General features: G+C 44.5%; 23 protein-coding genes and 1 other RNA gene. 12 read left to right on the forward strand and 12 right to left on the reverse strand.

The genetic code is table 11. The features are described from left to right. Nucleotides 1-147 precede the first annotated feature (147 nt). Both M3636_RS14360 and M3636_RS14365 read right to left on the reverse strand, forming a co-directional pair. Complete coding sequence (locus tag M3636_RS14360; protein WP_056700245.1) at nt 148-333, reverse strand: hypothetical protein; 186 nt, start codon at nt 331-333, stop codon at nt 148-150. Between the two features lie 4 nt (nt 334-337). Then, nucleotides 338-571, reverse strand: coding sequence for a hypothetical protein (locus M3636_RS14365; protein ID WP_056700248.1), 234 nt, complete (start codon nt 569-571; stop codon nt 338-340). 163 nt (nt 572-734) lie between these two features. Between M3636_RS14365 and M3636_RS14370 the strand changes: the two genes are divergently transcribed. Beyond that, complete coding sequence (locus tag M3636_RS14370; RefSeq protein ID WP_056700251.1) at nt 735-932, forward strand: cold shock domain-containing protein; 198 nt, start codon at nt 735-737, stop codon at nt 930-932. 169 nt (nt 933-1101) lie between these two features. Here M3636_RS14370 and M3636_RS14375 read toward each other — a convergent pair whose 3' ends face one another. Both M3636_RS14375 and M3636_RS14380 read right to left on the reverse strand, forming a co-directional pair. Then, on the reverse strand, nt 1102-2274 hold the full coding sequence (locus M3636_RS14375) for an MFS transporter (protein WP_128101255.1): 1173 nt from the start codon (nt 2272-2274) through the stop codon (nt 1102-1104). A gap of 36 nt (nt 2275-2310) precedes the next feature. Further along, entirely contained in the window at nt 2311-3651 is a 1341-nt protein-coding gene (locus M3636_RS14380) for a polysaccharide biosynthesis protein (RefSeq protein WP_128101256.1), read from the reverse strand. 178 nt (nt 3652-3829) lie between these two features. Between M3636_RS14380 and M3636_RS14385 the strand changes: the two genes are divergently transcribed. Together M3636_RS14385 and pfkA are read left to right on the forward strand one after the other, a co-directional pair. Then, nucleotides 3830-4909 (forward strand): tetraprenyl-beta-curcumene synthase family protein, encoded by a 1080-nt coding sequence (locus M3636_RS14385; RefSeq protein ID WP_174715278.1) that lies wholly within the window; start codon nt 3830-3832, stop codon nt 4907-4909. A 54-nt stretch (nt 4910-4963) separates the two neighbouring features. Beyond that, the gene (pfkA, locus tag M3636_RS14390) at nt 4964-5935 is read left to right on the forward strand and encodes a 6-phosphofructokinase (protein ID WP_145409405.1); all 972 of its coding nucleotides are present in this window, start codon (nt 4964-4966) and stop codon (nt 5933-5935) included. A 65-nt stretch (nt 5936-6000) separates the two neighbouring features. On the opposite strand, the gene M3636_RS14395 is transcribed toward pfkA, so the two are convergent. The 4 genes from M3636_RS14395 to M3636_RS14410 all read right to left on the reverse strand — a co-directional run bounded on the left by M3636_RS14395 (nt 6001) and on the right by M3636_RS14410 (nt 10076). After that, nucleotides 6001-7350 (reverse strand): MATE family efflux transporter, encoded by a 1350-nt coding sequence (locus tag M3636_RS14395; protein WP_128104396.1) that lies wholly within the window; start codon nt 7348-7350, stop codon nt 6001-6003. A gap of 199 nt (nt 7351-7549) precedes the next feature. Further along, a complete protein-coding gene (locus M3636_RS14400; protein WP_251382965.1) occupies nt 7550-8731 on the reverse strand; it encodes a putative glycoside hydrolase in 1182 nt (393 codons plus the stop codon). 160 nt (nt 8732-8891) lie between these two features. After that, entirely contained in the window at nt 8892-9080 is a 189-nt protein-coding gene (locus M3636_RS14405) for a hypothetical protein (RefSeq protein ID WP_174715279.1), read from the reverse strand. 174 nt (nt 9081-9254) lie between these two features. Then, nucleotides 9255-10076: a YitT family protein gene (locus tag M3636_RS14410; RefSeq protein WP_251382966.1), complete on the reverse strand. Its 822-nt coding sequence runs from the start codon at nt 10074-10076 to the stop codon at nt 9255-9257. A 303-nt stretch (nt 10077-10379) separates the two neighbouring features. On the opposite strand from M3636_RS14410, the gene cshA reads away from it, so the two are divergent. From cshA to M3636_RS14430, 4 genes are all read left to right on the forward strand, one after another. Then, nucleotides 10380-11954 carry a degradosome RNA helicase CshA gene (gene cshA, locus M3636_RS14415; RefSeq protein WP_128101260.1) on the forward strand — a complete coding sequence of 525 codons (1575 nt, stop codon included), beginning with the start codon at nt 10380-10382 and terminating at the stop codon, nt 11952-11954. Nucleotides 11955-12155: 201 nt separating this feature from the next. Continuing rightward, nucleotides 12156-12965, forward strand: a complete 810-nt coding sequence (locus tag M3636_RS14420; protein ID WP_251382967.1) for a YesL family protein — start codon at nt 12156-12158, stop codon at nt 12963-12965. Between the two features lie 51 nt (nt 12966-13016). Continuing rightward, nucleotides 13017-13207: non-coding RNA, 6S RNA (ssrS, locus tag M3636_RS14425), on the forward strand. Nucleotides 13208-13379: 172 nt separating this feature from the next. Then, on the forward strand, nt 13380-13772 hold the full coding sequence (locus tag M3636_RS14430; protein ID WP_128101262.1) for a DUF1499 domain-containing protein: 393 nt from the start codon (nt 13380-13382) through the stop codon (nt 13770-13772). A 224-nt stretch (nt 13773-13996) separates the two neighbouring features. Here M3636_RS14430 and tpx read toward each other — a convergent pair whose 3' ends face one another. Then, the gene (gene tpx, locus M3636_RS14435) at nt 13997-14515 is read right to left on the reverse strand and encodes a thiol peroxidase (protein WP_056700278.1); all 519 of its coding nucleotides are present in this window, start codon (nt 14513-14515) and stop codon (nt 13997-13999) included. Nucleotides 14516-14659: 144 nt separating this feature from the next. Here tpx and M3636_RS14440 point away from each other — a divergent pair, with 144 nt between their 5' ends. Further along, nucleotides 14660-15286 carry a rhomboid family intramembrane serine protease gene (locus tag M3636_RS14440; RefSeq protein ID WP_251382968.1) on the forward strand — a complete coding sequence of 209 codons (627 nt, stop codon included), beginning with the start codon at nt 14660-14662 and terminating at the stop codon, nt 15284-15286. 81 nt (nt 15287-15367) lie between these two features. Continuing rightward, the gene (gltC, locus tag M3636_RS14445; protein ID WP_056700281.1) at nt 15368-16279 is read left to right on the forward strand and encodes a glutamate biosynthesis transcriptional regulator GltC; all 912 of its coding nucleotides are present in this window, start codon (nt 15368-15370) and stop codon (nt 16277-16279) included. A gap of 36 nt (nt 16280-16315) precedes the next feature. Here gltC and M3636_RS14450 read toward each other — a convergent pair whose 3' ends face one another. Continuing rightward, a complete protein-coding gene (locus M3636_RS14450; protein WP_128101264.1) occupies nt 16316-16996 on the reverse strand; it encodes a zinc metallopeptidase in 681 nt (226 codons plus the stop codon). Nucleotides 16997-17024: 28 nt separating this feature from the next. Next, on the reverse strand, nt 17025-17453 hold the full coding sequence (locus M3636_RS14455; RefSeq protein ID WP_128101265.1) for a MerR family transcriptional regulator: 429 nt from the start codon (nt 17451-17453) through the stop codon (nt 17025-17027). A gap of 352 nt (nt 17454-17805) precedes the next feature. Between M3636_RS14455 and M3636_RS14460 the strand changes: the two genes are divergently transcribed. The 3 genes from M3636_RS14460 to M3636_RS14470 are packed head-to-tail and all read left to right on the forward strand — an operon-like array spanning nt 17806 to nt 21070. Continuing rightward, entirely contained in the window at nt 17806-19209 is a 1404-nt protein-coding gene (locus tag M3636_RS14460) for an ammonium transporter (protein ID WP_145409400.1), read from the forward strand. A gap of 41 nt (nt 19210-19250) precedes the next feature. Then, nucleotides 19251-20336 (forward strand): DUF294 nucleotidyltransferase-like domain-containing protein, encoded by a 1086-nt coding sequence (locus tag M3636_RS14465; RefSeq protein ID WP_251383083.1) that lies wholly within the window; start codon nt 19251-19253, stop codon nt 20334-20336. After that, complete coding sequence (locus M3636_RS14470) at nt 20333-21070, forward strand: exonuclease domain-containing protein (RefSeq protein WP_128101266.1); 738 nt, start codon at nt 20333-20335, stop codon at nt 21068-21070. The genes M3636_RS14465 and M3636_RS14470 overlap by 4 nt, the downstream gene beginning before the upstream one ends. On the opposite strand, the gene M3636_RS14475 is transcribed toward M3636_RS14470, so the two are convergent. After that, entirely contained in the window at nt 21056-21550 is a 495-nt protein-coding gene (locus M3636_RS14475; RefSeq protein WP_251382969.1) for a M67 family metallopeptidase, read from the reverse strand. The two genes, M3636_RS14470 and M3636_RS14475, sit on opposite strands and share 15 nt — an antisense overlap. Nucleotides 21551-21680: the final 130 nt, after the last annotated feature.

Genomic DNA, 21680 nt, shown 5'->3' on the forward strand with positions numbered 1-21680 from the left:
TCGACCGCTGAAATGGGCAGAGACGAAGGAATTAAGCTAAGTACCAGCAAAATAGCGAATGATCTGCGGTAGTTCAACGTATTTCCTCCTCAGTCATACCAATATTTCGTATAGTATGACCTGGTACACGTTGAAATATTTGAAAAGCTAAGCCCCCATATTGTAGAGGAAATATACAATTAGGAAGAAAGCAAAGCAAATCATAAGAGTGGCGATCAGGGCCATGCCTCTTCTCAGTCGATCCGGGATGGAATTACGTCCCAGAATCAGCACAATTCCTAGGGAAAAGGCGAGAATAATAAATATGACGACATTACTTGAATCGAGCTGCATCAATCTAGACCTCTTTGAAGGCAGCCATAAGCTGGCGCCATTCATCCTCACGGTTCTCGAAATCGGCTTTTGGGAAACGGCGTTCAGCCCAATGCATTAAGGCTGGACGGCTTAAGAACGTATGACATTCCTCGCCCCATTCTTCCGAGATTTCACGAAGCACGAGATACTTGCCCTGTACTTCTACAGTCATCATATTCCATTTGTCTGTTTTGTATATTTCATGTTTTTTTATCATAGGTAGTCTCCAAACTAACGGTTTTGGTAAAATGATACCGTACCCTACGATTCAAAGCAAATTTTTTCGGGATTTATAAAAAAGAAAAATTGCAAAATGGAGGGGCTTACAGTATAATAAGGGTATTCGCCATAGATGGCGATATTTTTAGGAGGTTGTTCATTTGAAAGGTACAGTTAAATGGTTTAATGCAGAAAAAGGCTATGGCTTTATTTCAGTTGAAGGCGGCGAGGACGTATTCGTACATTTCTCCGCAATCCAAGGCGACGGCTTTAAAACATTGGAAGAAGGTCAAGCGGTAGAATTCGAAATCACTGATGGAAACCGTGGTCCTCAAGCAGCTAACGTAACTAAATTGTAAGAATATTTCCGGTCAACGGACTTCTTATAAATGACTTATAGCTGAATATAAGAACACAAGCACAGTCCCCACCTTGGAGGCTGTGCTTTTTTTGATGATTCTTTATCATTATGTGTAATTTGACGCATTTAATTCAGATTGCTGAGAATCTGAATGATCTTCACCTTTATCAACCTGTTCGACGTGTGCCGCTGAATAATAACTTTAGGCCGAATCCAAGCAACGCAGCTAGAGAGAAAGCCATCGCGGTTAAATAAAAGGTTTGTCTACCAGCATGTTGAATCAGTAGTCCGCCTAGTGTTCCACTAAGCAAACCGGCTAAGCTTGACCATACGATCGTAAAGAGAGCCATGCCTGTGGCGCGGTATTCATCCGGTACAAGGTTGGTAATGTATCGAACTGCGGTAACGTAGAATATGCCGAACGTCACACTGTGCATAAATTGAATCGCAACCACTGCTTCAGGCGTATGAGAGATCGACATCAGCAATAGACGTAGGGCATACATTAGAGCAGCAAAGGCAATCAGCGGCAATTCCTTATACCGACTACCGTATTTGCTTAGCAACATGAAGATTGGAATCTCGCTTACAGAAGAGATCAGTAGTGACCAGCCAATTAAGCCTTCGCCAGCGCCCAATTCTTTGAGCGTAATGGTGAGAAAGGCTTCATTCATTCGATGACCCATGGCAAGCAAAAAAACACAGGCGAAAAAGCTCAGCACCTCTCGGCGTTTTAGAATAGCCCATAACCCTGAAAGCTCCATCTTCGTGCTACCACTGGAGGGTTGATCCTGTAAACGCAAACTGATGAGCAGTGTAGTTCCAGCTAAGACGATACATAACCACATGGTCCAACCTACTCCGAACGAACCGAGAAAGTAGCCGATGGTAAGAGCGAAGAAAGCATACCCAATTGAACCAAACACACGAATGGTCGTAAAATTTCTACCATATTTATTAGCGGTTGTAATCGCCATCGTGTCTGCAAGTGGGTAGATTGGATAATAGAAAAAGTAAAATAAGGACACAAGTATAAATACTTCCCCAAATGTTGTTGCGTTGGCTAGCAAAATACCTGTAAGAAACTGTCCTGCGAGCAAGATGATCATGACTTTACGCACTGTTTTATATCGATCACTCGCCATACTCCAGAACATGTTGGAGAATACGGATACAAGTGGACCGATCCCGTACAAGTAACCGATCTCTGCGCGAGAAAAACCAAGGTGGCTAAAGAATAGCTGGAAATAAGAAACCACCAGTACTGTTGAACCGAAAATAGTGAACATCAGTGCCCGCAGCCAGGTTTGATCTGGGCGGGCGTTGTGACTTAATTTCATGTTGTGAAAACTCCAATCCTAAATAACTTTCCAGCACTAACCTTTGAGTGAAGTCGACTTCCTAGAAGATCGAGTAGACATCGAAGGTTCTTTGGTCGTACGCCGAATAACCAACCATACGATAACTAGTTCCGCGAGTAACCCCAGAGATTGTGCGACGGCTCCAATCATGCCATTCCACGCCGGGAAGATGCTCACTAGAATAAGCAGAACGATGATCGTGCAGATTGCATTGGCTGTTTGTGAGCGGAACATCGTTTTGGTCTGTCCTCGTAATAAAATTAGCCCGTTGCTGTAATCGAGAAAAGGCGAGATCAGAGGAAAGAGCACAAAGGCGCGCAAGGTCCATAGACTTTGCTCTAACAGAGTACCCTGAACACTCATGACATTTTCCATCACCCATGGACCTAGGGGTGTGTATGCAATCGATACGGTCATGGCAAAAGGGATAAATCCGGTGACGAGTGCAAATTTTTTGACTAGTTTCGCGTCAATCTCATAGAAATTGAGCACAATTTGGTGAATGTACGTAAAAAAGCTCAGCATCAGCTGCATCAAACTGCTGGCAATAGCAAAGGAAGAGATCGCTAAAGCAATACCCGTTGTTTTGCCAAGCACGATATTAATGACCGGTCCGATGAAGAGTGCGACAAAGCTGGACAGCAATAAAGGTTTGTAGAATCGAAATACATCATTTCTCGTTTCGACGGGATGATCTTCGAGCTTTGCAGGCATATTTCGTTTAATGTTATTTCCCTCAATGAAGCTGACCAACGCCTCAATCATCATACCTGCAGCAAAAATGATGGCACCTACACGTCCGCTATTAATCGTATCAGTATATATAAAATAGAGAGACAGACCGTACATCCCGGCTAATCGAAAGATCATGCCGATGGTCAGCCACTTCGTTCGATTATTTGTTATGATAATGCCTTGATAAACGTTACGGATAACAGAGAAAATACTGACGTACATCAAAATTTCATAAACATCAATAACATGGGATAACAAATCAGGACTAACGCCAAATAAATATTTGAAAACACCTGTACCAATAGGGGAATAGACAATGGCGAATCCGATCAAAAGGACACAGGCGAGAAATATTTTGGTTACAAAGGTGAGTGCTTGAAAAGAAAGTCGGTCCCGAACGAGTGCAGAGCAAGTTTGCCGTAACAAGGTCGAGGGGCGTTCGGTGAGAGTAAGCAGGCTACCGGCAATGGCATAGCTTGCAATGATCGTCTCTGGGTGAGCAGAGCGGGCAAGCGTGCTGTTGATGATAACGTGAGAGATGGTGACTAGAGAGGCAGATATGCCGAGTGGCACAAAAAAAGCAAATAACCGTCTCCACGAGAGCGGTTCACTTGACGTCATGTGAAGGACTCCTTTGATGATTCAAATAAAGCTAGTATATCACAAACCCTTGACAGTGTAAGCGATTTTTTGCCCTGATTATGCGCTACATCATTTGTACAATTAAGGGGTTCATATTATAATAGGATTGGTTAAAAATCGCTCTAATACGTATCAACCAAGTGGAGGCACATTTATTTTGAGCCAATCAAATCAGAGTCGTCATCAATATCCACGAAATTCATTGGATTTGATGAGAAAGGTGTACAAGTACACGATTCCGGAAACGCGGAAAAAATTAGATGAGTGGCGTGAAGAGGCTGAGAAGATTCCGAATGAGGAATTGCGCAATCAGGCACTCGCCAGCATCAGGGACAAGCAATTCCACTGCGAAGGCGGTACGGTCTATGCTTTGCCCGATATGCCGAAGAGGCATATCTTAATTCCGCTAATTGTTGCTTACCAAACAATCAGTGATTATTTAGACAATCTGTGCGACCGCAGCACATCGATGGATCCGAACGACTTTCGTCTGCTCCATCAATCCATGCTTGATGCGGTAGATCCCGAGGCGACACCAGTCAATTATTATGCTCTTCGTGAGGAGCAGGATGACGGTGGGTACTTGCGGAATCTGGTGACTACATGTCAGGAGTTGACTCGTCAGCTACCTGGGTATGCGTCCGCCAAGCCTCAAATTCAGGATCTGGCAGGCCTATACACGGACCTGCAGGTATATAAGCATATCAAACCGGAACTGAGAGAAACGGCTTTGCTCGAATGGTGGTCGGAGCATCGTCACCGCACACCTCAGTTTCGTTGGAACGAATTTGCCGCCGCTACTGGCTCTACGCTGGGCGTATTCATGCTGTTTTTGGCTGCGAGCGATGAGCAGCTGACTGAAGAACAGGCAGCCTCAATCCACACCGCCTATTTTCCGCATGTATGCGCATTACACATTATGCTCGATTATTTAATCGACCAGGATGAGGATCGTGTCGGGGGAGATCTCAACTTCTGTAATTACTATGAGAATGTAGAGACGATGCTGGACCGAATTGCTTTTATTGTGGAGATGGCGCGCAGTGATGTGCAGAACATTCCGGGAAGCTCCTTTCACCGAATGATCATTGAAGGATTACTTGCCATTTACCTGTCTGATCCCAAAGTAAGCGAACAACATGAAGTTCGCGCCATTTCCAAGCGTTTGATGAAGAATAGTCCAATGACAAGAGTGTTTTTCTTTATCTTCAGTCGCTGGATTCGAAAGCACATGTAAGTCAGGCGATTTGTTGCGGGAGCCTGAAGTGAAACTAGAGGAGGAAGAAACATCATGACAGCAGTAAAAAAAATCGCAGTTTTAACGAGCGGTGGCGACTCACAAGGGATGAACGCGGCCGTTCGTGCGGTGGTTCGCAGCGGACTATTTCACGGTCTTGAGGTATATGGTGTGCAGCGTGGTTACCAAGGCCTTCTGAACAACGATATTTTCCCAATGGATCTCCGTAGTGTCGGTGATATCATCCAACGCGGGGGAACAGTTCTACAATCTGCGCGTTGTAAAGAGTTCTACACAGCTGAAGGTCAGGAAAAGGGAGCGGATATTCTTCGTGCTCGTGGCATCGACGGTTTGGTTGTTATCGGTGGAGACGGATCATACAATGGTGCCAACAAGCTGAGTAAGCTCGGCATCAACACAATGGGTCTTCCAGGAACGATTGACAACGACATCTCATTCACTGATTACACTATTGGCTTCGATACAGCAGTAAGTGTAGTTGTTGATGCAGTTAACAAATTGCGGGATACGATGTCTTCCCATGAGCGTTCTTCTATTGTTGAGGTTATGGGTCGTCATTGCGGCGATATCGCTCTGCATGCAGGGCTTGCTTCTGGTGCGGAAACGATTCTCGTTCCTGAAGTACCGTTTGACATGGATGAAGTAGCAGATCGGATGAAAGCTAACTTCGCTCATGGCAAACGCCACAGTATCATCATCGTTGCAGAGGGAGTAGGTAAAGGTGAGGATGTTGCAAAAGAATTAATGGAGCGTTGCCCTACGTATGAACCACGTGTAACGGTGCTGGGTCACATTCAACGTGGAGGTACACCAACGCCATTCGACCGTAACTTGGCAAGTCGATTGGGTGACTTCGCCGTTCGTAGCCTGATTGCAGGTGAGACGGATAAAGCTTGTGGTATTATCAAAGGTGAGCTTGTCCTCACTGATATTGATAAAGTTGTTAATACGAAAAAAGATTTTGACGTGGAAACGTATGAACTGGCACAACGTTTGTCCCAGTAATAAATAAATAACAACAAAAGAGCACAGCCCTTATCGAGGGGCGTGCTCTTTTTGCGTTTGCACACTTATGCTTCAGTGGCAGCTTTTCGCTGTACCAAGAACAATCTCCAAAGCAAAGCTACTGCCCCGACAGCCAGACCTGTAATCAATCCAATCCAGTAGCCAAATGCACCAAGTGACGTATAAGTAGCCGTAATATATCCAACGGGCAGTCCAATGATCCAATAAGCTATAAACGTAATGATTAGAGCAGGGTTCACATCCTTATACCCTCGAAGCGCTCCCTGTGTCGGCGTAGCAATGGCATCTGATATTTGAAAGAAGATCGCATAGATCAAAAAGTGCTGTGTTAGTGCAATAACTTGCTGATCATTCGAATAAAGACCGGCAATCTGTTCGCCGAACACAAGTAATACGACGGCGGTTAACAAGGACAGTACAATCGCGCCGCCGATGCCTAGAAGGCTATATTGTTTCGCGTCTTTCACTCGCCCTGCACCTGCTTCAAAGCCTACAAGGATCGTAAGAGCCATACAGATGCTTACAGGTAACATATAGAGCGTAGAAGCGAAGTTTAGGGCGGCCTGATGAGCAGCGATCGTAATGGTATCGAAACGGCTCATTAATAACGTAACAGCTGCAAAAATGGAGGTTTCAAAAAAGGTAGCGAATCCGATAGGAATACCGATTTTGAGCAGTTCTTTCCACTTCCCAAGAGATATTCTAGACATTTGACGGAAGATACCATACTGAGCGAATGGCTCTACCCGATGAACAACGAAAAGGCTGATTAGAAAGATGAGCCAATAGGTAAAGGCTGTTGCTACCCCAGCACCTACACCGCCTAATTGAGGGAAGCCCCAACGTCCGAAAATAAGCAGATAGTTCAGTAGAATGTTCACAGGTAATGAGGTCAACGTAATTAACATGCTAATTCGCGTCTGTCCGAGAGCGTCCATAAAGCTACGGAGAACGGTATACCCGAATAAAGGCGTAATTCCAAAGGCGAGAGCACTCAAGAAGTAAAAAGCAACCTGAGCCACTCGTGGTTCCAGCGGCATAGCATTTAAAATTGGCTTCAGCAGCAACGCACCTGCGGCAAGAACGAATAAACTGACCGCAATACCAAGATACAAAGCCTGTATAACATTGTAACCGATCTGATCCTTACGTTTAGCACCGAGTAAATGGGAAACAACAGGTGTAATTCCGATTAGAATACCACTAAGGCCTGTCTGTACAGGCATCCACAGACTCGTACCAATGGCTACACCTGCTAGATCAGAAGGAGAAAATTTGCCTGACATGTTGGTATCGAAGAATGACATGGCAGATAAAGCGATCTGTGTGGTGAAGATGGGTAGAAATATGATCAAAAATTGTTTTGCTTTCTGCGAAAAGCTTGTTGTGGTCATGTTCACGTGAAATGCCTCGCTATTCTCATAAAGTTATCATCATCGTGTTATTTCTGGACAGCTACTTATTGTAGATGATTTTATTGCGTTTGAACAGAGAAGAGCAGAGCGGCATGAAAAACCCGCTTCGTCGAATACGGAGCGGGCTGTATTTTATATTATTTATATAATGATTTAGAATAAGTGCCTTTCCAGATATCTATTCGTAATTAACTCCTGGCGTATAACGATTGGATGCATTCCAGAGCAGATATTCATCCACATTCATGTCTTTCATGGCTTTGATCTGGTCTTCGACTTGTTTCTTCCCGTATTTCACGTAATGCCCACTGCCTAACCAGCTAGCCGTAAAATCTTGAATCCACGGCCGTATGATCGGTTTAAGCTCCTCGGTTGGATCCAGTTTCTTATGTGTGTCTTCCATGGATCCTTTAATCGTTGTGTAGGGGTCTTTATCTGGATCCTTCACACCATACCAGCCTGTAGAATAATGACTAGGATACACCATGGGTGAGATGACATCTACATTCTCTGATATCTTCACAAAATCCTGTCCAATCCCTTCAGCTGCAGGGACAGATGCAGCATATCCGAAAATATCGACAGATACTCTAACGCCTAATGGAGCAAGCTCCTTGCGAGCGTATTGCACGAATTCAGCTACAATATCAACCCGTGATTTGTCTGTTTTCGTATATTTTAACGTATCCGCGCGATTCTCAAAGCCTTCCGGGAACCGAACATAGTCAAATTGAATTTCCTTGAATCCAAGTTTGGCTGCTTCCTTGGCAATTGCAACATTGTAATCCCATACCTCTTTGCTGTAGGGGTTCACAAAGCTATCGCCCTTACTGTTAGCCCAGACGCTCCCGTCTTTGTTCTTGAATGAAAGTTCTGGATTCTTTTCAGCCAAAATCGTATCTTTGAAAACGACGACTCGCGCGATGGGATACACGTCATGTTTCTGTAGTCTTTTCATTAGTGCATCAATATCCCGAATGAAAGGTTGGGATGTACCCATTTCAAGTAACGTTTTATTCTCTGTTGGGTATGTAATATATCCTAGATCGTCTTTGATATCGATGACCATGGAGTTTAATTCTGAATTGTCTATTAGCTGCAATAATTCCTTCATGCGTGCTCCACCAGCGCTATAGGCAGTGACATAGATACCTTTGACAATGGGTGCATCGGGTTGAGGGTCGATTTTAACCAGAGGATTGTCTGCGTCGATTACCACTTGATCTTGTTGAGATTGAATAATTGCTGTATTGAAGTTATTCGTTATCGATGGAGATGCCTTTACTCCCTGATCTGACGTTACCGAAGAGCCGCTGAAGCTTCCCAAGGCCATGGCAAGTAAGGCCCAAAACATATTCATTGCATTCCACTCCCTTTATGTGCTTCCGTATCTGTATTATATAGTGAACCCCTCCCGGATTTTAACCTTATTATCCAAGTGATGAAACATGTGTAAAAAATGAAAACCGCTTCCTGATAGGGGATAACCCTCACAAGAAGCGGCATGAACAATCTAAAAATTATTGAATGTAAATATCGTTCTGATGCTCACAAATACTGTACTGAATGATTTCTATTGCATCTCCCTGCTCCAAGATGCCCAGCCCATCTCGGAGAACAATCAGTGAGTCGAGCTCATTCGGTTTCAAGAAAGGGAGCATTTCCGGGCACCATTTGTTGACGATCTCAAACAGTTTTACCGTTTCCATATCCACAATAATCACCCTTTCCTACTCGAATTCCAAAATGGTATGTCATTCGGCGCGAATCGGAAAAGCAAAGTGCCTGTGAAATTGAAGGGCAGATCCTGCTATACATCATATTTAGGAGCCGTGCACGATTATTATACCACATTTATGATAATTGTTAACCGTACAGGTGTCTTAACTTCGACGGAAGGAACCCATAACGCCAACCGTTTCTACAATATTCACAAATGCTTTTGGATCGGTTTCTTTAATGATTCGTTTGATCTCAACCAGCTCATATCGAGTCGTTACAGTCATTAACATGTCCTTTTCGATATCGGTATATGCTCCTTGGGTTTTGATCTTCGTAACACCCCGTGGACGAACAAGCAATTTCTTCAGCATCGCTTCGGTTTCGTTTGTAATAATGTACAGTGTTACTTTGACATGGCTGATATGGATCAGATCCAGCACTTTACCCGTGATATAGATGGATACCATAGATGCCAGGGCAATTGTCCAGTTATCACTCAAGTAACCTGCGAGCATAATGATAGCTCCGTTCATACCCGCCATAACGGTACCGATGGGAAAGTCGCGGTTGCGTGTGAAAATGGAACCGACAATATCAAGCCCGCCAGTTGAACCACCCACTCGGAACGAAATGCCTGTGCCCAATCCAACAAGAATACCACCAAACACACAGCTAAGCAGTGGATCTGGCGACACAGCAAAAACAGGCAGCAAACCGATAAACCAGGAGGTCGCTGCTACAGATACAATACTTAATATAATGAAACGTCGTCCAAGAATAAACCAACCTGCGATGAGCAAGGGAATGTTAAGAACAAAATACATTATACTAAGATTCAGGGTTGTGAAATAACCTAGAAGCATGGAAATACCGGATACCCCGCCGCTAAGCATTTGATGGGGAATTAAGAACCAGTTGAAGCCGCAGGCAATAGCTGCAGCACCCAAAATGATCACTAAACAGTGCCAAATTATTTTGGGCAATTTAATCACCTCATTTATATTTAAAACCAGATTGCTGGTAATCTTGAATTGTTTTGTGATATAATGATTTGTGGATATTCTTGAGTAGGAAACTTTTTCCAAATGTATCAATAAAATTTGAAATGTTTCAAACGCATGTGTGTAGTTTTAGTCTTATGTTGGGGACCCATACACAAATTATAATGAATTGTGATAATAATTTGACGAGATGGGATACCCTATAAATATTAACGCTACTTAAGAATACAGACAACAAAGTGGATTGTCCACCATGTCCACCATATAGAAGGAGTATGAATAATTTTGACAAATTTAAATTTCGCAGATTTCAATCTTGAACCACTGGTGCTGCAAGCCATCACTGAGCTCGGGTTTGAGGAAGCAACACCGATTCAATCCAAATCGATTCCTATCGCACTTCAAGGCAGAGATTTGATCGGTCAAGCTCAAACAGGTACAGGTAAAACAGCAGCATTCGGTATTCCATTGATTAGCAAAATCTCCAAGACTGACGACAAAATCCGCGCCCTCATCATGGCACCTACACGCGAACTTGCGATTCAAGTTGCCGAAGAAATCGAAAAACTCACTCGCTTCAAAGGTTTGCGCTCCCTGCCAATCTACGGAGGACAAGATATTGTTCGCCAAATCCGTGCACTGAAAAGAAAACCACAGATTATCATTGGTACACCTGGACGTCTCCTAGACCATATCAACCGTAAAACAATCAAACTTGATGATGTACAAACTGTTGTATTGGATGAAGCAGATGAAATGCTCGACATGGGTTTCATGGAGGACATTCAATCCATCCTGAAACAAGTTCCAGACGACCGTCAAACAATGCTGTTCTCAGCAACAATGCCTCCTAACATTCAAAAATTGGCTCAACAATTCCTGAACAACCCTGAGCATGTGTCCGTAATTCCAAAACAAGTTAGTGCACCTCTGATTGACCAAGCTTATATCGAAGTGCCTGAACGTCAAAAATTCGAAGCGTTGAGCCGTTTGCTTGATATGGAATCTCCAGAACTTGCAATTGTATTCGGACGTACGAAGCGTCGTGTTGACGAATTGGCTGAAGCGTTGCAAAAACGTGGATATTCTGCTGATGGTCTTCATGGTGACCTTTCTCAAAACCAACGTGATACAGTAATGCGTAAGTTCCGTGACGGCAGCATTGATGTACTCGTTGCAACTGACGTTGCTGCTCGTGGTCTCGACGTATCCGGCGTAACACATGTTGTGAACTTTGACCTTCCGCAAGATCCTGAGAGCTATGTTCACCGTATCGGACGAACTGGCCGTGCTGGTAAAGAGGGTGCTGCTTGGTCATTCGTTACACCGCGTGAGATTGATCACTTGCACTTTATTGAGCGTGTAACGCGTCATCGTATCCCACGTAAACCGTTGCCAACTTTGGCTGAGGCTGTTGAAGGTAAACAACGTTTGACGGCTGAGCGTTTGCTTGAGATCGTACAATCAGGTGAATTGAACGAGTACAAAGGCATTGCAATTCAAATGCTTGAGCAATATGATTCTGTGCAATTGCTGTCTGCTGCTCTGAAACTTTTGACAGGTGACAAAAAAGATGCACAAGTGGATCTGACTCCAGAAGATCCAATCCGTGCTAAACGTCGTAAACCAGATGTTCGCTCCGGCGGACGTAAACCATCAGGTTACAGTGGTAACCGCAGTGGCGGTGGTGGCGGCTACAACCGTGATCGCAACAGCAGTGGCGGTGGACGTGGTGGCTACAACCGCGATCGTAACAGCGGTGGCAGTGGAAGCAGAGAAGGTGGTTACAACCGTGACCGCAAGCCTCGTCCAAGTAACAATGAGGGACGTCGTCCTGCCAAAGATTCATCTTTTGAATAACATTTTAATCAAATAACATATAAGCATGATCTAAAGAATGGGGCAGGTGACTGCCTCATTCTTTTTTTGTATGTCACAGAAAGTAGGACGAGATCAGGTGAATCATCTCTTTTCCGGAAGTACTGGCTTTTACTATATAAAATAAGGTATATTAATATTAGACTTCAGGTTACACGCAAGGCTGCGGAGGAGGAGAAATGTTTGGAATTTAAAGGAGCTATGGGCGGGATATACAGGCTTACAGAGTGGATTACACGACTTGCCGCAACCAACTTGTTGTGGGCTATTTGCTCGTCTCCATTCTTGTTTTTCATGATTATGAAGGTCTTAGTAATGCAACAGAACTTGGCTAATGAATCGTTGCAAATGAACTGGGCTATGGCGATTGTGGCACCGCTTACACTATTCCCAGCAACCTCAGCTTTATTTACGGTTGTACGTAAATGGAATATGGGTGATACGGATGTGCCGATTTTCCGCACGTTCTTTGTGGGTTACAAAGAGAATTACAAACAAAGTTTGATCGGCGGTATATTCTATACGCTGCTTTTTGCCATTATGTATCTAGATTATACGGTTTACATGACACAGTTCAAAAATATGCAGCTCGTAGGTATTATTATGCTAGTGTTGCTGCTGTTGTTGTTCGTTTCACTGTTTAACTTTTTCTCAATGGTTGTGCACTATCATATGTCGATTGGATTGATTATCAAAAATGCAGTTTTGTTAACACTGATTAGACCGTTTCGTGTATTTTCGACCTTGCTGGGAAGTGGGTTGTTAATTTACATCGGCTCTAGATATCCAGTATTGTTTGTCTTCTTTATTGTAAGTATTATCGCTTGGTTCGCGTTCTTCAATTTCTATGCAACCTTCATGAAGATGCAAGAGCAAATGGAGAAAATGCAGAAGCAGAAGGAAGAAGAGGAAGCAGCACAAGGTGGAGAGTCTGTCGAAACAATTGAGGGTGCAGACCCTGCGGATGACAAAAACGAAACACTGCGAAAATAAAACATGCCCTGTCGGCATTTACTTTTTACACAGTTAGGGATATAATAATTGTACATCCTGCGATGTACGTTTCGGTTATTCGTTGTTTTGAACCAATGATGATGTCTTCGGGAGATCAATACAAAATGTTGCTGAAACGCCCTGTCTATACGACATGGGGACTTCAAATTCATTTTTGCGGCCACCCACCTGCCAAGCAGGTTCATAAGACAATGTAGCCGGACGGCATAGGCGGGTTTCTATGTTACAAGTACAGCACCCTGACAATTTCCTCTAATCCAGGAATATCAGGGTGCTTTTTTGTGAGGAGAATCGTATTTTTGTTAAAAATGCGGGTTACCCTTTTGTTACATCTTGAACAATGTTACACTAGAATACATAAATGGAACGGTTACACTCAAAGGAGGAAGGGTCTTGACCTTAAAGAGAACGCTCGTAGGTATCATCCGAAGCATGGAGGGAACCAGCGATCGAGCCAAGGATCCCAAATTAAAAACACGGTATTATAACCTATCTAAAGAGAGAGCGTGGGAAGAGGTTTCTTCTACACTTAAGAAAATTCCGGGTTATAAAGTGCTGCATGAAGTACCATCTGTTGGAGAGATCATCTTGGAGAAACGTACGACGTTTGGCCGAACAATGGATATCACCGTTTCTATTATTTCAGTTAGCCCTGTGCGTAGTGCGGTAGATATGTATTCTGCTTCACGTGGTTCACTTGGAGACCTGGGATCGAACTATCGTACCATTATGAATTTATTCTCTGTGCTTGATAAGAAGCTGGTAAAATACAAAACGAATGATTAGAGCGTGTCTGAAAACTCCGAAGGAAGCAGATATTGCCGAATTTTTGTTCCGAGTAAGGACGTTTTCCGCAGGCGTGCCGGGGCGCATCAAGGGAAAGTGACGCAGCAGGGGGCGAAAAGGTGAACTTCAGCGAGTTTTCAAACAGGTCCTATATAGATGATGGCAAAACAAAAAGCGAGAGAAGGTGAGCCTTCCTCGCTTTTGTTCTGGGACGTGTATGACTTCTACAGCAGAGCTTTTACTGCAGCGATGGCTTGCTCGAAGTTAGGGGATTCTGTCATTTCAGGCAGATACTCCACATATGTAATCTTATCTTCGGCATCCACTACGAAAATGGAACGCATGTCCAGTTGGAATTCCTTGATTAGAACACCGTAGTTTTCGCCGAATGAGCGTGTTTTGTAATCAGACAGAGTAACAACGCGGTCTACGCCGGCTGCTCCGCACCACCGTTCCTGTGCGAACGGAAGGTCTACGCTTACAGTCAGGACAACTACGTTGTCTCCGAGTTCTCCAGCTTCAACATTGAAGCGACGAGTCTGCGCATCACATACGCCGGTGTCCAGGGAAGGAACAACGCTAATCAATTTAATTTTGCCTGCATAGTCTTTCAGGGATACTTCTTCAATCAGGTTTTTGCTGAGTGTAAAATCAGGAGCTTGGTCGCCTACTTTCAGTTCAGGTCCGATCAATGTGATAGGGTTACCTTTGAATGTAGCTGCGCCTGTACGTTCTTGTGCCATAATAATGTTCCTCCTTATTAATTGGTGATCCGTGCCAAAATCCATTATAATCTTTTATGAAAGACATTGTCCAATGTGGACGTAGTTTATTACGATGGATCAGATGAAAGCCGATCTGACAGGGTGGAGTGAAAGTAGAGTCGTATGATATTTATTAGGTATGAGAATTGGAAGAGTTATTTGAAGTTTTTTCCTTTGACGTCAATGTTATTAGTGGCAAACGTAGTGATGTTCATTCTGTTGAGTTTAAACGGTGGATCAACCAATCCTGTAACCTTGGTCGAGTGGGGGGCGTTAACGAACCTCCCGGTCTACTCGGAGGAGTGGTGGCGGTACTTTACGTCCATTTTCCTACACGCTGGATTCAGTCACCTGTTATTTAACAGTTTTGCTCTCGTTGTGTTTGCTCCACCGATGGAGCGAATCCTCGGGTCAATCAGGTATGGTGTGTTGTACCTTGCCAGTGGTGTTCTGGGTAATGTACTTGCAATTGCTTGGTACAATTCAGTAGGACAAACAACCATATCCGTTGGCGCTTCTGGTGCGGTGTACGGTATTTATGGGGCGTTTCTGTATGTCGCGTTGTTTCAGCGAACGATCATGGATGAATCGTCGCGCAAAACGCTATATACGCTGCTTGTATTCGGAATTATATTCTCGTTCGCGATGTCGGGGATTAACTGGATGGCTCACTTGGGTGGATTGTTAGGTGGATTCTTTATCTACGGACTTATCATTCGGTTATGGCGTCCGCGGATGTTGAAGAGGTAATAAAGGGTGTTTCAAATGATCTGTAATCTTGGTATGCATGTAAGGATAAGTAGGGTATAGCAGAATGGAGCGATCAGGCTAGTGGAATTAAGACAGTTGCATTACTTTTTGAAAGTGGCACAGAAGGAGCATGTTACCCAAGCGGCAGAAGAATTGCATGTCGCGCAGTCTGCGGTGAGTCGTCAAATTCATCAACTGGAGGAAGAACTCGGTGTTGATCTGTTTATGCAGAAGGGGCGGAATCTGCAATTGACTGCTGTGGGACAGCTCTTCTGTAAACGTATAGAAGGAATTTTAAAGGATTTGGACAAAGCAGTTGGAGAGGTCCATGAATTTTTGGATCCTGAGCATGGCGAGATTCGAATTGGCTTCCCGCACAGTCTGGGTATACATCTAATTCCTTCTGTTGTGGCCGCATTTCGCCAGCGTTATCCTAATGTTAAATTCCGGTTCAAGCAAGGCATGTTTCCTACCCTAATTCGTGACGTGCTGTCAGCAGAAGTGGATCTGGCATTCATTTCTCCTTTTCCCGAGAAGCATGATCAGGTTGCAGGGGATATTGTACTTACGGAGGAATTGCATGCAATTCTTCCGCCGAACCATGCACTTGCCAATGAAGAAACGATTGCATTAGAGCAGCTGAAAGACGATAAGTTTGTGTTGTTCAGCAAAGGTTACTCGCTGAGACCGATTGTATGGCATGCTTGTCTCGAAGCTGGATTCACACCCAAAATTGCCTTTGAGGGTGAAGAGACGGATACAATTCGTGGATTAGTTGCAGCAGGTATGGGAGTCAGCCTTCTTCCTGAGATGGCTCTATTTCAGACCAATCCTTTGCAGCCTGCCCACGTAGCGATCTCCCATCCAAAAGTGACGCGTACGATTGGATTAATTCATCGAGCAGATGATAAGCTTCCGCTTGTGGCGCAGTCGTTCCGATCATTTTTATTAAATTATTTCGGTTTACAACAAAACAATACCCCATCCGGTTAACGGTGGGGTATTGTTTTGTTTATGTTAGATATCTAATTAGTCACGGCTGTTGAAAATACCGATGTAACGGATCAATTCAAGTAAGGAGATTAATGCTGCAGCGACATAAGTCAGAGCAGCGGCGTTCAGTACCTTTGCTACACCTTTTTCTTCCTCGTTCCGAATATATCCTTCAGATACCATAATCTCACGTGCACGATTGCTGGCGTTGAATTCTACCGGCAGGGTAATCAGTTGGAAAGCAACGGTAACGGAGAAGAAGATAATCCCGATCCCGACAAGATTCATAGCGTTGAAGAGGAAACCTGCGATAAGCAAGAACGGAGCTAGACCGGATGCAAAGTTCACGATTGGGAAGATCCGGTGACGCAATGCAAGCATTGGGTAGCTTTCTTTATGTTGAATCGCATGTCCAACCTCGTGACACGCTACCGAAACGGCTGAGATTGAATTTTCGTAATAAACGGGCTCTGACAAGCGAACGACCCGGTTCATTGGATCATAGTGGTCAGAGAGGGTTCCGCGAACAGGTTCAATCGGAACATCGTGCAAGCCGTTAGCGTCAAGCATGTGACGAGCGGCATCATAACCAGTCATTCCATTCAAGTTGGGTACTTCAGCCCAACGCCTAAAGGTACTTTTTACGCGGAATTGAGCCCATAAAGAGAGCAAAAACGCGATAATGATCAAAACGAACATACCGTTATTAAAACTCATATTCATTCCTCCACTTTCTAATAATAAGTTACATCATGGTGTTTTCGAGCAGAATTTTCAGTGCTTCCATCGTACCTGCGCTTTTCGTGAGCAGCCCTGCCATCATTTTGCGTGCTTGTACAGGTTTCATCTCGCCAAGGAGAGGTTTGAGCTCGTTAACCTCGCGCTCAAGCTGCTGCACGTGAAGTTCTAAGGTAGTCAGTTTATGGGCAACCTGCTCTTCAGTACTCACCAGACTCCACTTCTGAAGAGATTGTTTAATCTCGTCGAGACTATACTTCTCTTGTTTCATTTGTACAATACGTTCAAGTCTGGTTAAGGTTTCACTACTATAGAGACGATAATTTTTCTCTGTACGCTCTTCAGGGTCAATGAGCCCTAGTTTTGTGTAATAGTCAATCGTCCGTTCGCTTACACCTGCGGTCTTGGCAAGTTCGCCAATTCTAAATAGTTTCATATCCCCAATGATATTCACCTCGCTTGCAAGTTCAAATGTAGGGAATTGTAGATTCCACCTGCGGCTTAATACAGTTCGCCCAGTTTTTCTTACTAATAGATATGATACATGATCTTTAACCATACAGTCAAACGTTATGCTTTGAAGATGAGAGGTGTATCGGTCTATATCTATGTGCTCATGCCCCATGATTATGTACTTAAGTGCAAGAAAAAGACGTATGACTTTATTCCCAGAAATAATTTTCAATTTTGTTGAAAATACTCTTGTCAACTTTCCTGTCTTCTGCTTATAATGACATTAAGAGTTTCACGATGTGTGAAGAAACTTAACATGTGAGGGAGTGGGGTTCATGAGAAAGAAATGGTTGGTTTCGGTGTTAGTAATGCTTACTTTATTGGCTTTTCCGGTCAGCGCATTCGCTGCTGCTGAGGGGCCGACTAATATCGAGCTTCAAAGTGGTTTGAACTCAGCCTTTACGTTCTTGGCTGTTGTGTTGGTGTTCTTGATGCAAGGGGGATTTGCTCTACTTGAAGCAGGCTCAACACGAATGAAAAACGCAGGACATATTGCGGGTAAAACGATCCTGACGTTAGGAATCTCAGTAATCGCGTTCTGGGCACTAGGTTTCGGCCTTGGCTTCGGTAACGGTAACGCCTTCTTCGGAACAACAGGATTTTTCCTGAGTGGTGACAAAATGGCTGCTTCCTTCGAGTCATTGGCATTCTCGGATGTTCCACTGACCGTTAAATTTGTATTCCATCTTGCTTTTGCTGCGGTATCATTAGCCATTGCTTGCGGTGGTATGGCTGAACGCGCAAAGATGAGCGTATATATCGTTTTCGGAACTCTTTATACTATTATAATGTATCCTGTTGTTGCTCACTGGGTATGGGGCGGCGGCTGGCTCGCAGAGCTGGGTATGCAAGACTTTGCAGGTTCGACAGTCGTTCACTTAACGGGTGCGACAGCAGCATTGGTTGCTACAATCTTGTTGAAACCTCGTATCGGTAAATATAACAAAGACGGCAAACCTAACATTATCCCAGGTCACAACCAAGTGTACTCTGTACTCGGGGTTATCATTCTCTGGATTGGTTGGTTTGGTTTCAACCCAGGTAGTACATTAACAGCTCTGGATGATGGATTCTTCGGTTATGTTGCTTTGACTACAAACGTAGCTGCGGCTGCTGGTGGTGTAGCTGCACTCTTGATCTCTTGGGCAGTTCTTGGTAAATCCGATATTCCAAGTATGTTGAACGGTGTGCTTGCGGCACTCGTTGCAATCACTGGTGCTTGTGCGTTCGTTGAGCCTTGGGCAGCTTTGGTAATCGGTGCTTTGGCAGGTATTATCACATTCTTCACAGCTCAATACTTCGATCGTAAAGGTATTGACGATCCAATCTATGCTTTCTCTGTTCACGGTGTTGCTGGTATGTGGGGAGCGATCTCTACAGGATTGTTTGCTACACCAGAGCTTGCTGAGCATGCGGGTGTAGGTCAAGCGGGTCTGTTCTATGGTGGCGGATTCCACCAATTGGGTGTACAGCTTCTCGGTCTTGTAGGCGCATTTGCCTTCGTACTTGTTGTATCCTTCATTATCCTGGGCGGTATGAAAGCTATTATGGGTATCCGTGTTACGGAAGAAGAAGAAACAATGGGTCTGGATATGAGTGAGCATGGTACTTACGGGTATCCTGAGCAAATGAAACATGCGGAAAGCAAATCCAACGGAGGCGGTACGTTCAGCTCCTAAGTTGAAGATTGCTGAATCATGCTTCAAGGAGGCCGGACATGATGGAACCCATCCCGTTTATCAACCATTCCTGGTCCTATACGGAAATAGATGTTGCAGCATCTGTTGAAGAATTACGCCAGGCACGTATCGTATTACAGAATGAGCTCCAGGAATTGTTGTCCGCTTCCTTGTCGAAGGTTGAATGGTACCAAACGGTAAATGAGCTGCATGACCGGATTGCTCGGAAGGCAGTAGAGTTGTGCATCCAGGGGATGGTAGAGGAAGGCTTCGGCCAACCTCCCGTCCCCTATGCCTTTATCGTTTTTGGTAGTTCAGGCAGGGAAGAGTCAACATTATGGAGTGATCAGGACAATGGCATGATCATTAGTGATATGCCGCATGAGGAAAAAGAATCCTATTATGCTGAGCTCGGTCAGCGGATTACAGATGTGTTAGAAGAGCTTGGTTATGCCAAATGTGAAGGTAAGGTCATGTGTTCTGAGCCGTTATGGAGGAAGACGCTTGAAGCTTGGAAGCAGCAGCTGCTGGAATGGCGTTCAGATCTAGCGTGGGAGCCAGTTCGTAACCTCATAATTGCCTCAGATATGCGCTTTATTACAGGGGATCATCAACTTGCGGAAGAATGGATTGCTGAATTTTACGAAGGGTTCAGGCAGGTTCCTGAGCTGTCCGATGCTGTTCTACGCAACACGGTTAAACATAAAGCTACATTGAATATTCTTGGGCAAGTGGTCACAGAGCGTTTTGGTGAACATGCTGGAGGATTTGATGTGAAATATGGTTTATACATTCCTCTAGTAAATAGCGCTAGATTTTTGGCATTACAGCATGGCATCAAAGAAACCTCCACACTCAAGCGAATAGAGCGATTAGTTTCGCTAGAGGCTGTACCGCTTACCTTACTGGATGCAGCTGGCAGAGCTTTTGTATCCGCACTTGAATTTCGGCGGAATACGCCGGTTGTGCTCAAAAATGATTTACAGCACAGCAGTGGATTTTTGGATGAGAAACAAATGAAGCAAAAGCAAGTGCATTATGAACTGAGGAATACATTAGGGCTGGTACGTCGTGTGCACCGAGCACTGCAACGACAGCTGCGTTTCGCGGAGAGGAGACGTCCATGAGAGAGCCGGCACGGGGCAATACAGGATTTTGGAATTCGCTGCGTCAGGGAGGGGTTCCTTCCGCCATCGCTTCCATAATGGGAGCCCCAACGGCGCAACACATGGCTTTTATCCGTTCCATGATGAGAGAGCAACGTAGACCAGAGGTGCTTCATACCCCGTTGAATGAGTTGGACGCAGTTGTGTTCGACCTTGAAACGACGGGCTTCTCGCCTCAACATGGAGATGAGATTCTTTCGTTTGGAGCGGTACGGATTAATGGCGGTGTCATCGTGGAGGGGGAACAGTTCTACACATTGGTACAATCCAAGACGTCCGTTCCAGAACATATCACTGAACTAACGGGAATAACGCAGGAGATGACATTGGATGCACCCTCCCTTCTGGAGGGATTGCATGATTTTATGTCATTCGTTGGTGGTAGTGTGCTTGTTGCACATGCGAGTGGGCATGATCGTGCTTTTTTGAATGCAGCATTATGGCGTACCACTAAGGTAAGGCTTACGCACCGATTAATAGACACGATGATGTTGGCGCGATGGCTGGAGCCTGGTAGACCTGGTTATGGGCTGGATGAACTACTGGAATCAAGAGGCATTACCATTCAGGGTCGTCACCATGCTTTGGAAGATGCAAAGATGACTGCACAACTATGGTCTTGTTACTTGGAAGATATGATTCAGCATAATGTAGAAACGTTGGGGGATCTATACACGCAGCTAAGTCATGCATAATTGTAGTGGCTGTAATGTATGTTTGATTCCTTCATTAACTTGGTTAGCTGCCTTTGCCGTGGATTGAATCTCGTAAGCATACAAGTTCATCTTGTTATGACTTGTTGTATCACTGGGATGAATGGGAGATCCAATTAGATATACATTCAACATACCGGCGAAAGTCGGAAGGGAGTGGATGTCCTCTAGAGATGGTAACGGCTCTGTTCGAGGATGCGAATGGAACACACCAATAAGGGTAGGTTCTTGAAAGATGCAACGGATCCATTCCACTTGCTCCAGTTGGAAGTGATGCAGCGGGTCAGGTGCTACGTTACGAATGGGCTGAAACCGACTGATTCGTATGCCGCCCGCTGCAGCTTCACCCAGCACAACCCCGCAGGCTTCCTGCGGCAGCGAATGGAACATGTACTCCGATATTTCCTGCTCCACGGAGGAAGGGATGTAGAGTGTGTTCTGCTGTCCACGAAGTGCTGCCATTTGTATTCACCCCTCTCTCTTTGGCTCCTGCTTCGGCAGGAGTCCTTTTTCATTTTATTTTATAGAAGCTGTTTAAAAAGTCCAATTTTTATGGATTCAGATTGTAAAAAAATTAAGGAAAAGGGTACAA

The sequence above is a fragment of the Paenibacillus sp. MER 99-2 genome (assembly GCF_023714095.1).
Classification (GTDB): domain Bacteria; phylum Bacillota; class Bacilli; order Paenibacillales; family Paenibacillaceae; genus Paenibacillus.

What these genes read in the sequence shown, in the direction of transcription:
- M3636_RS14360 (WP_056700245.1), bottom strand. Translation starts at nt 333, where the DNA reads ATGCAGCTCGATTCAAGTAATGTCGTCATATTTATTATTCTCGCCTTT.
- M3636_RS14365 (WP_056700248.1), bottom strand. Translation starts at nt 571, where the DNA reads ATGATAAAAAAACATGAAATATACAAAACAGACAAATGGAATATGATG.
- M3636_RS14375 (WP_128101255.1), bottom strand. Translation starts at nt 2,274, where the DNA reads ATGAAATTAAGTCACAACGCCCGCCCAGATCAAACCTGGCTGCGGGCA.
- M3636_RS14380 (WP_128101256.1), bottom strand. Translation starts at nt 3,651, where the DNA reads ATGACGTCAAGTGAACCGCTCTCGTGGAGACGGTTATTTGCTTTTTTT.
- pfkA (WP_145409405.1), top strand. Translation starts at nt 4,964, where the DNA reads ATGACAGCAGTAAAAAAAATCGCAGTTTTAACGAGCGGTGGCGACTCA.
- M3636_RS14395 (WP_128104396.1), bottom strand. Translation starts at nt 7,350, where the DNA reads ATGACCACAACAAGCTTTTCGCAGAAAGCAAAACAATTTTTGATCATA.
- M3636_RS14400 (WP_251382965.1), bottom strand. Translation starts at nt 8,731, where the DNA reads ATGAATATGTTTTGGGCCTTACTTGCCATGGCCTTGGGAAGCTTCAGC.
- M3636_RS14405 (WP_174715279.1), bottom strand. Translation starts at nt 9,080, where the DNA reads ATGGAAACGGTAAAACTGTTTGAGATCGTCAACAAATGGTGCCCGGAA.
- tpx (WP_056700278.1), bottom strand. Translation starts at nt 14,515, where the DNA reads ATGGCACAAGAACGTACAGGCGCAGCTACATTCAAAGGTAACCCTATC.
- M3636_RS14440 (WP_251382968.1), top strand. Translation starts at nt 14,660, where the DNA reads ATGATATTTATTAGGTATGAGAATTGGAAGAGTTATTTGAAGTTTTTT.
- M3636_RS14450 (WP_128101264.1), bottom strand. Translation starts at nt 16,996, where the DNA reads ATGAGTTTTAATAACGGTATGTTCGTTTTGATCATTATCGCGTTTTTG.
- M3636_RS14455 (WP_128101265.1), bottom strand. Translation starts at nt 17,453, where the DNA reads ATGAAACTATTTAGAATTGGCGAACTTGCCAAGACCGCAGGTGTAAGC.
- M3636_RS14460 (WP_145409400.1), top strand. Translation starts at nt 17,806, where the DNA reads ATGAGAAAGAAATGGTTGGTTTCGGTGTTAGTAATGCTTACTTTATTG.
- M3636_RS14465 (WP_251383083.1), top strand. Translation starts at nt 19,251, where the DNA reads ATGGAACCCATCCCGTTTATCAACCATTCCTGGTCCTATACGGAAATA.
- M3636_RS14470 (WP_128101266.1), top strand. Translation starts at nt 20,333, where the DNA reads ATGAGAGAGCCGGCACGGGGCAATACAGGATTTTGGAATTCGCTGCGT.
- M3636_RS14475 (WP_251382969.1), bottom strand. Translation starts at nt 21,550, where the DNA reads ATGGCAGCACTTCGTGGACAGCAGAACACACTCTACATCCCTTCCTCC.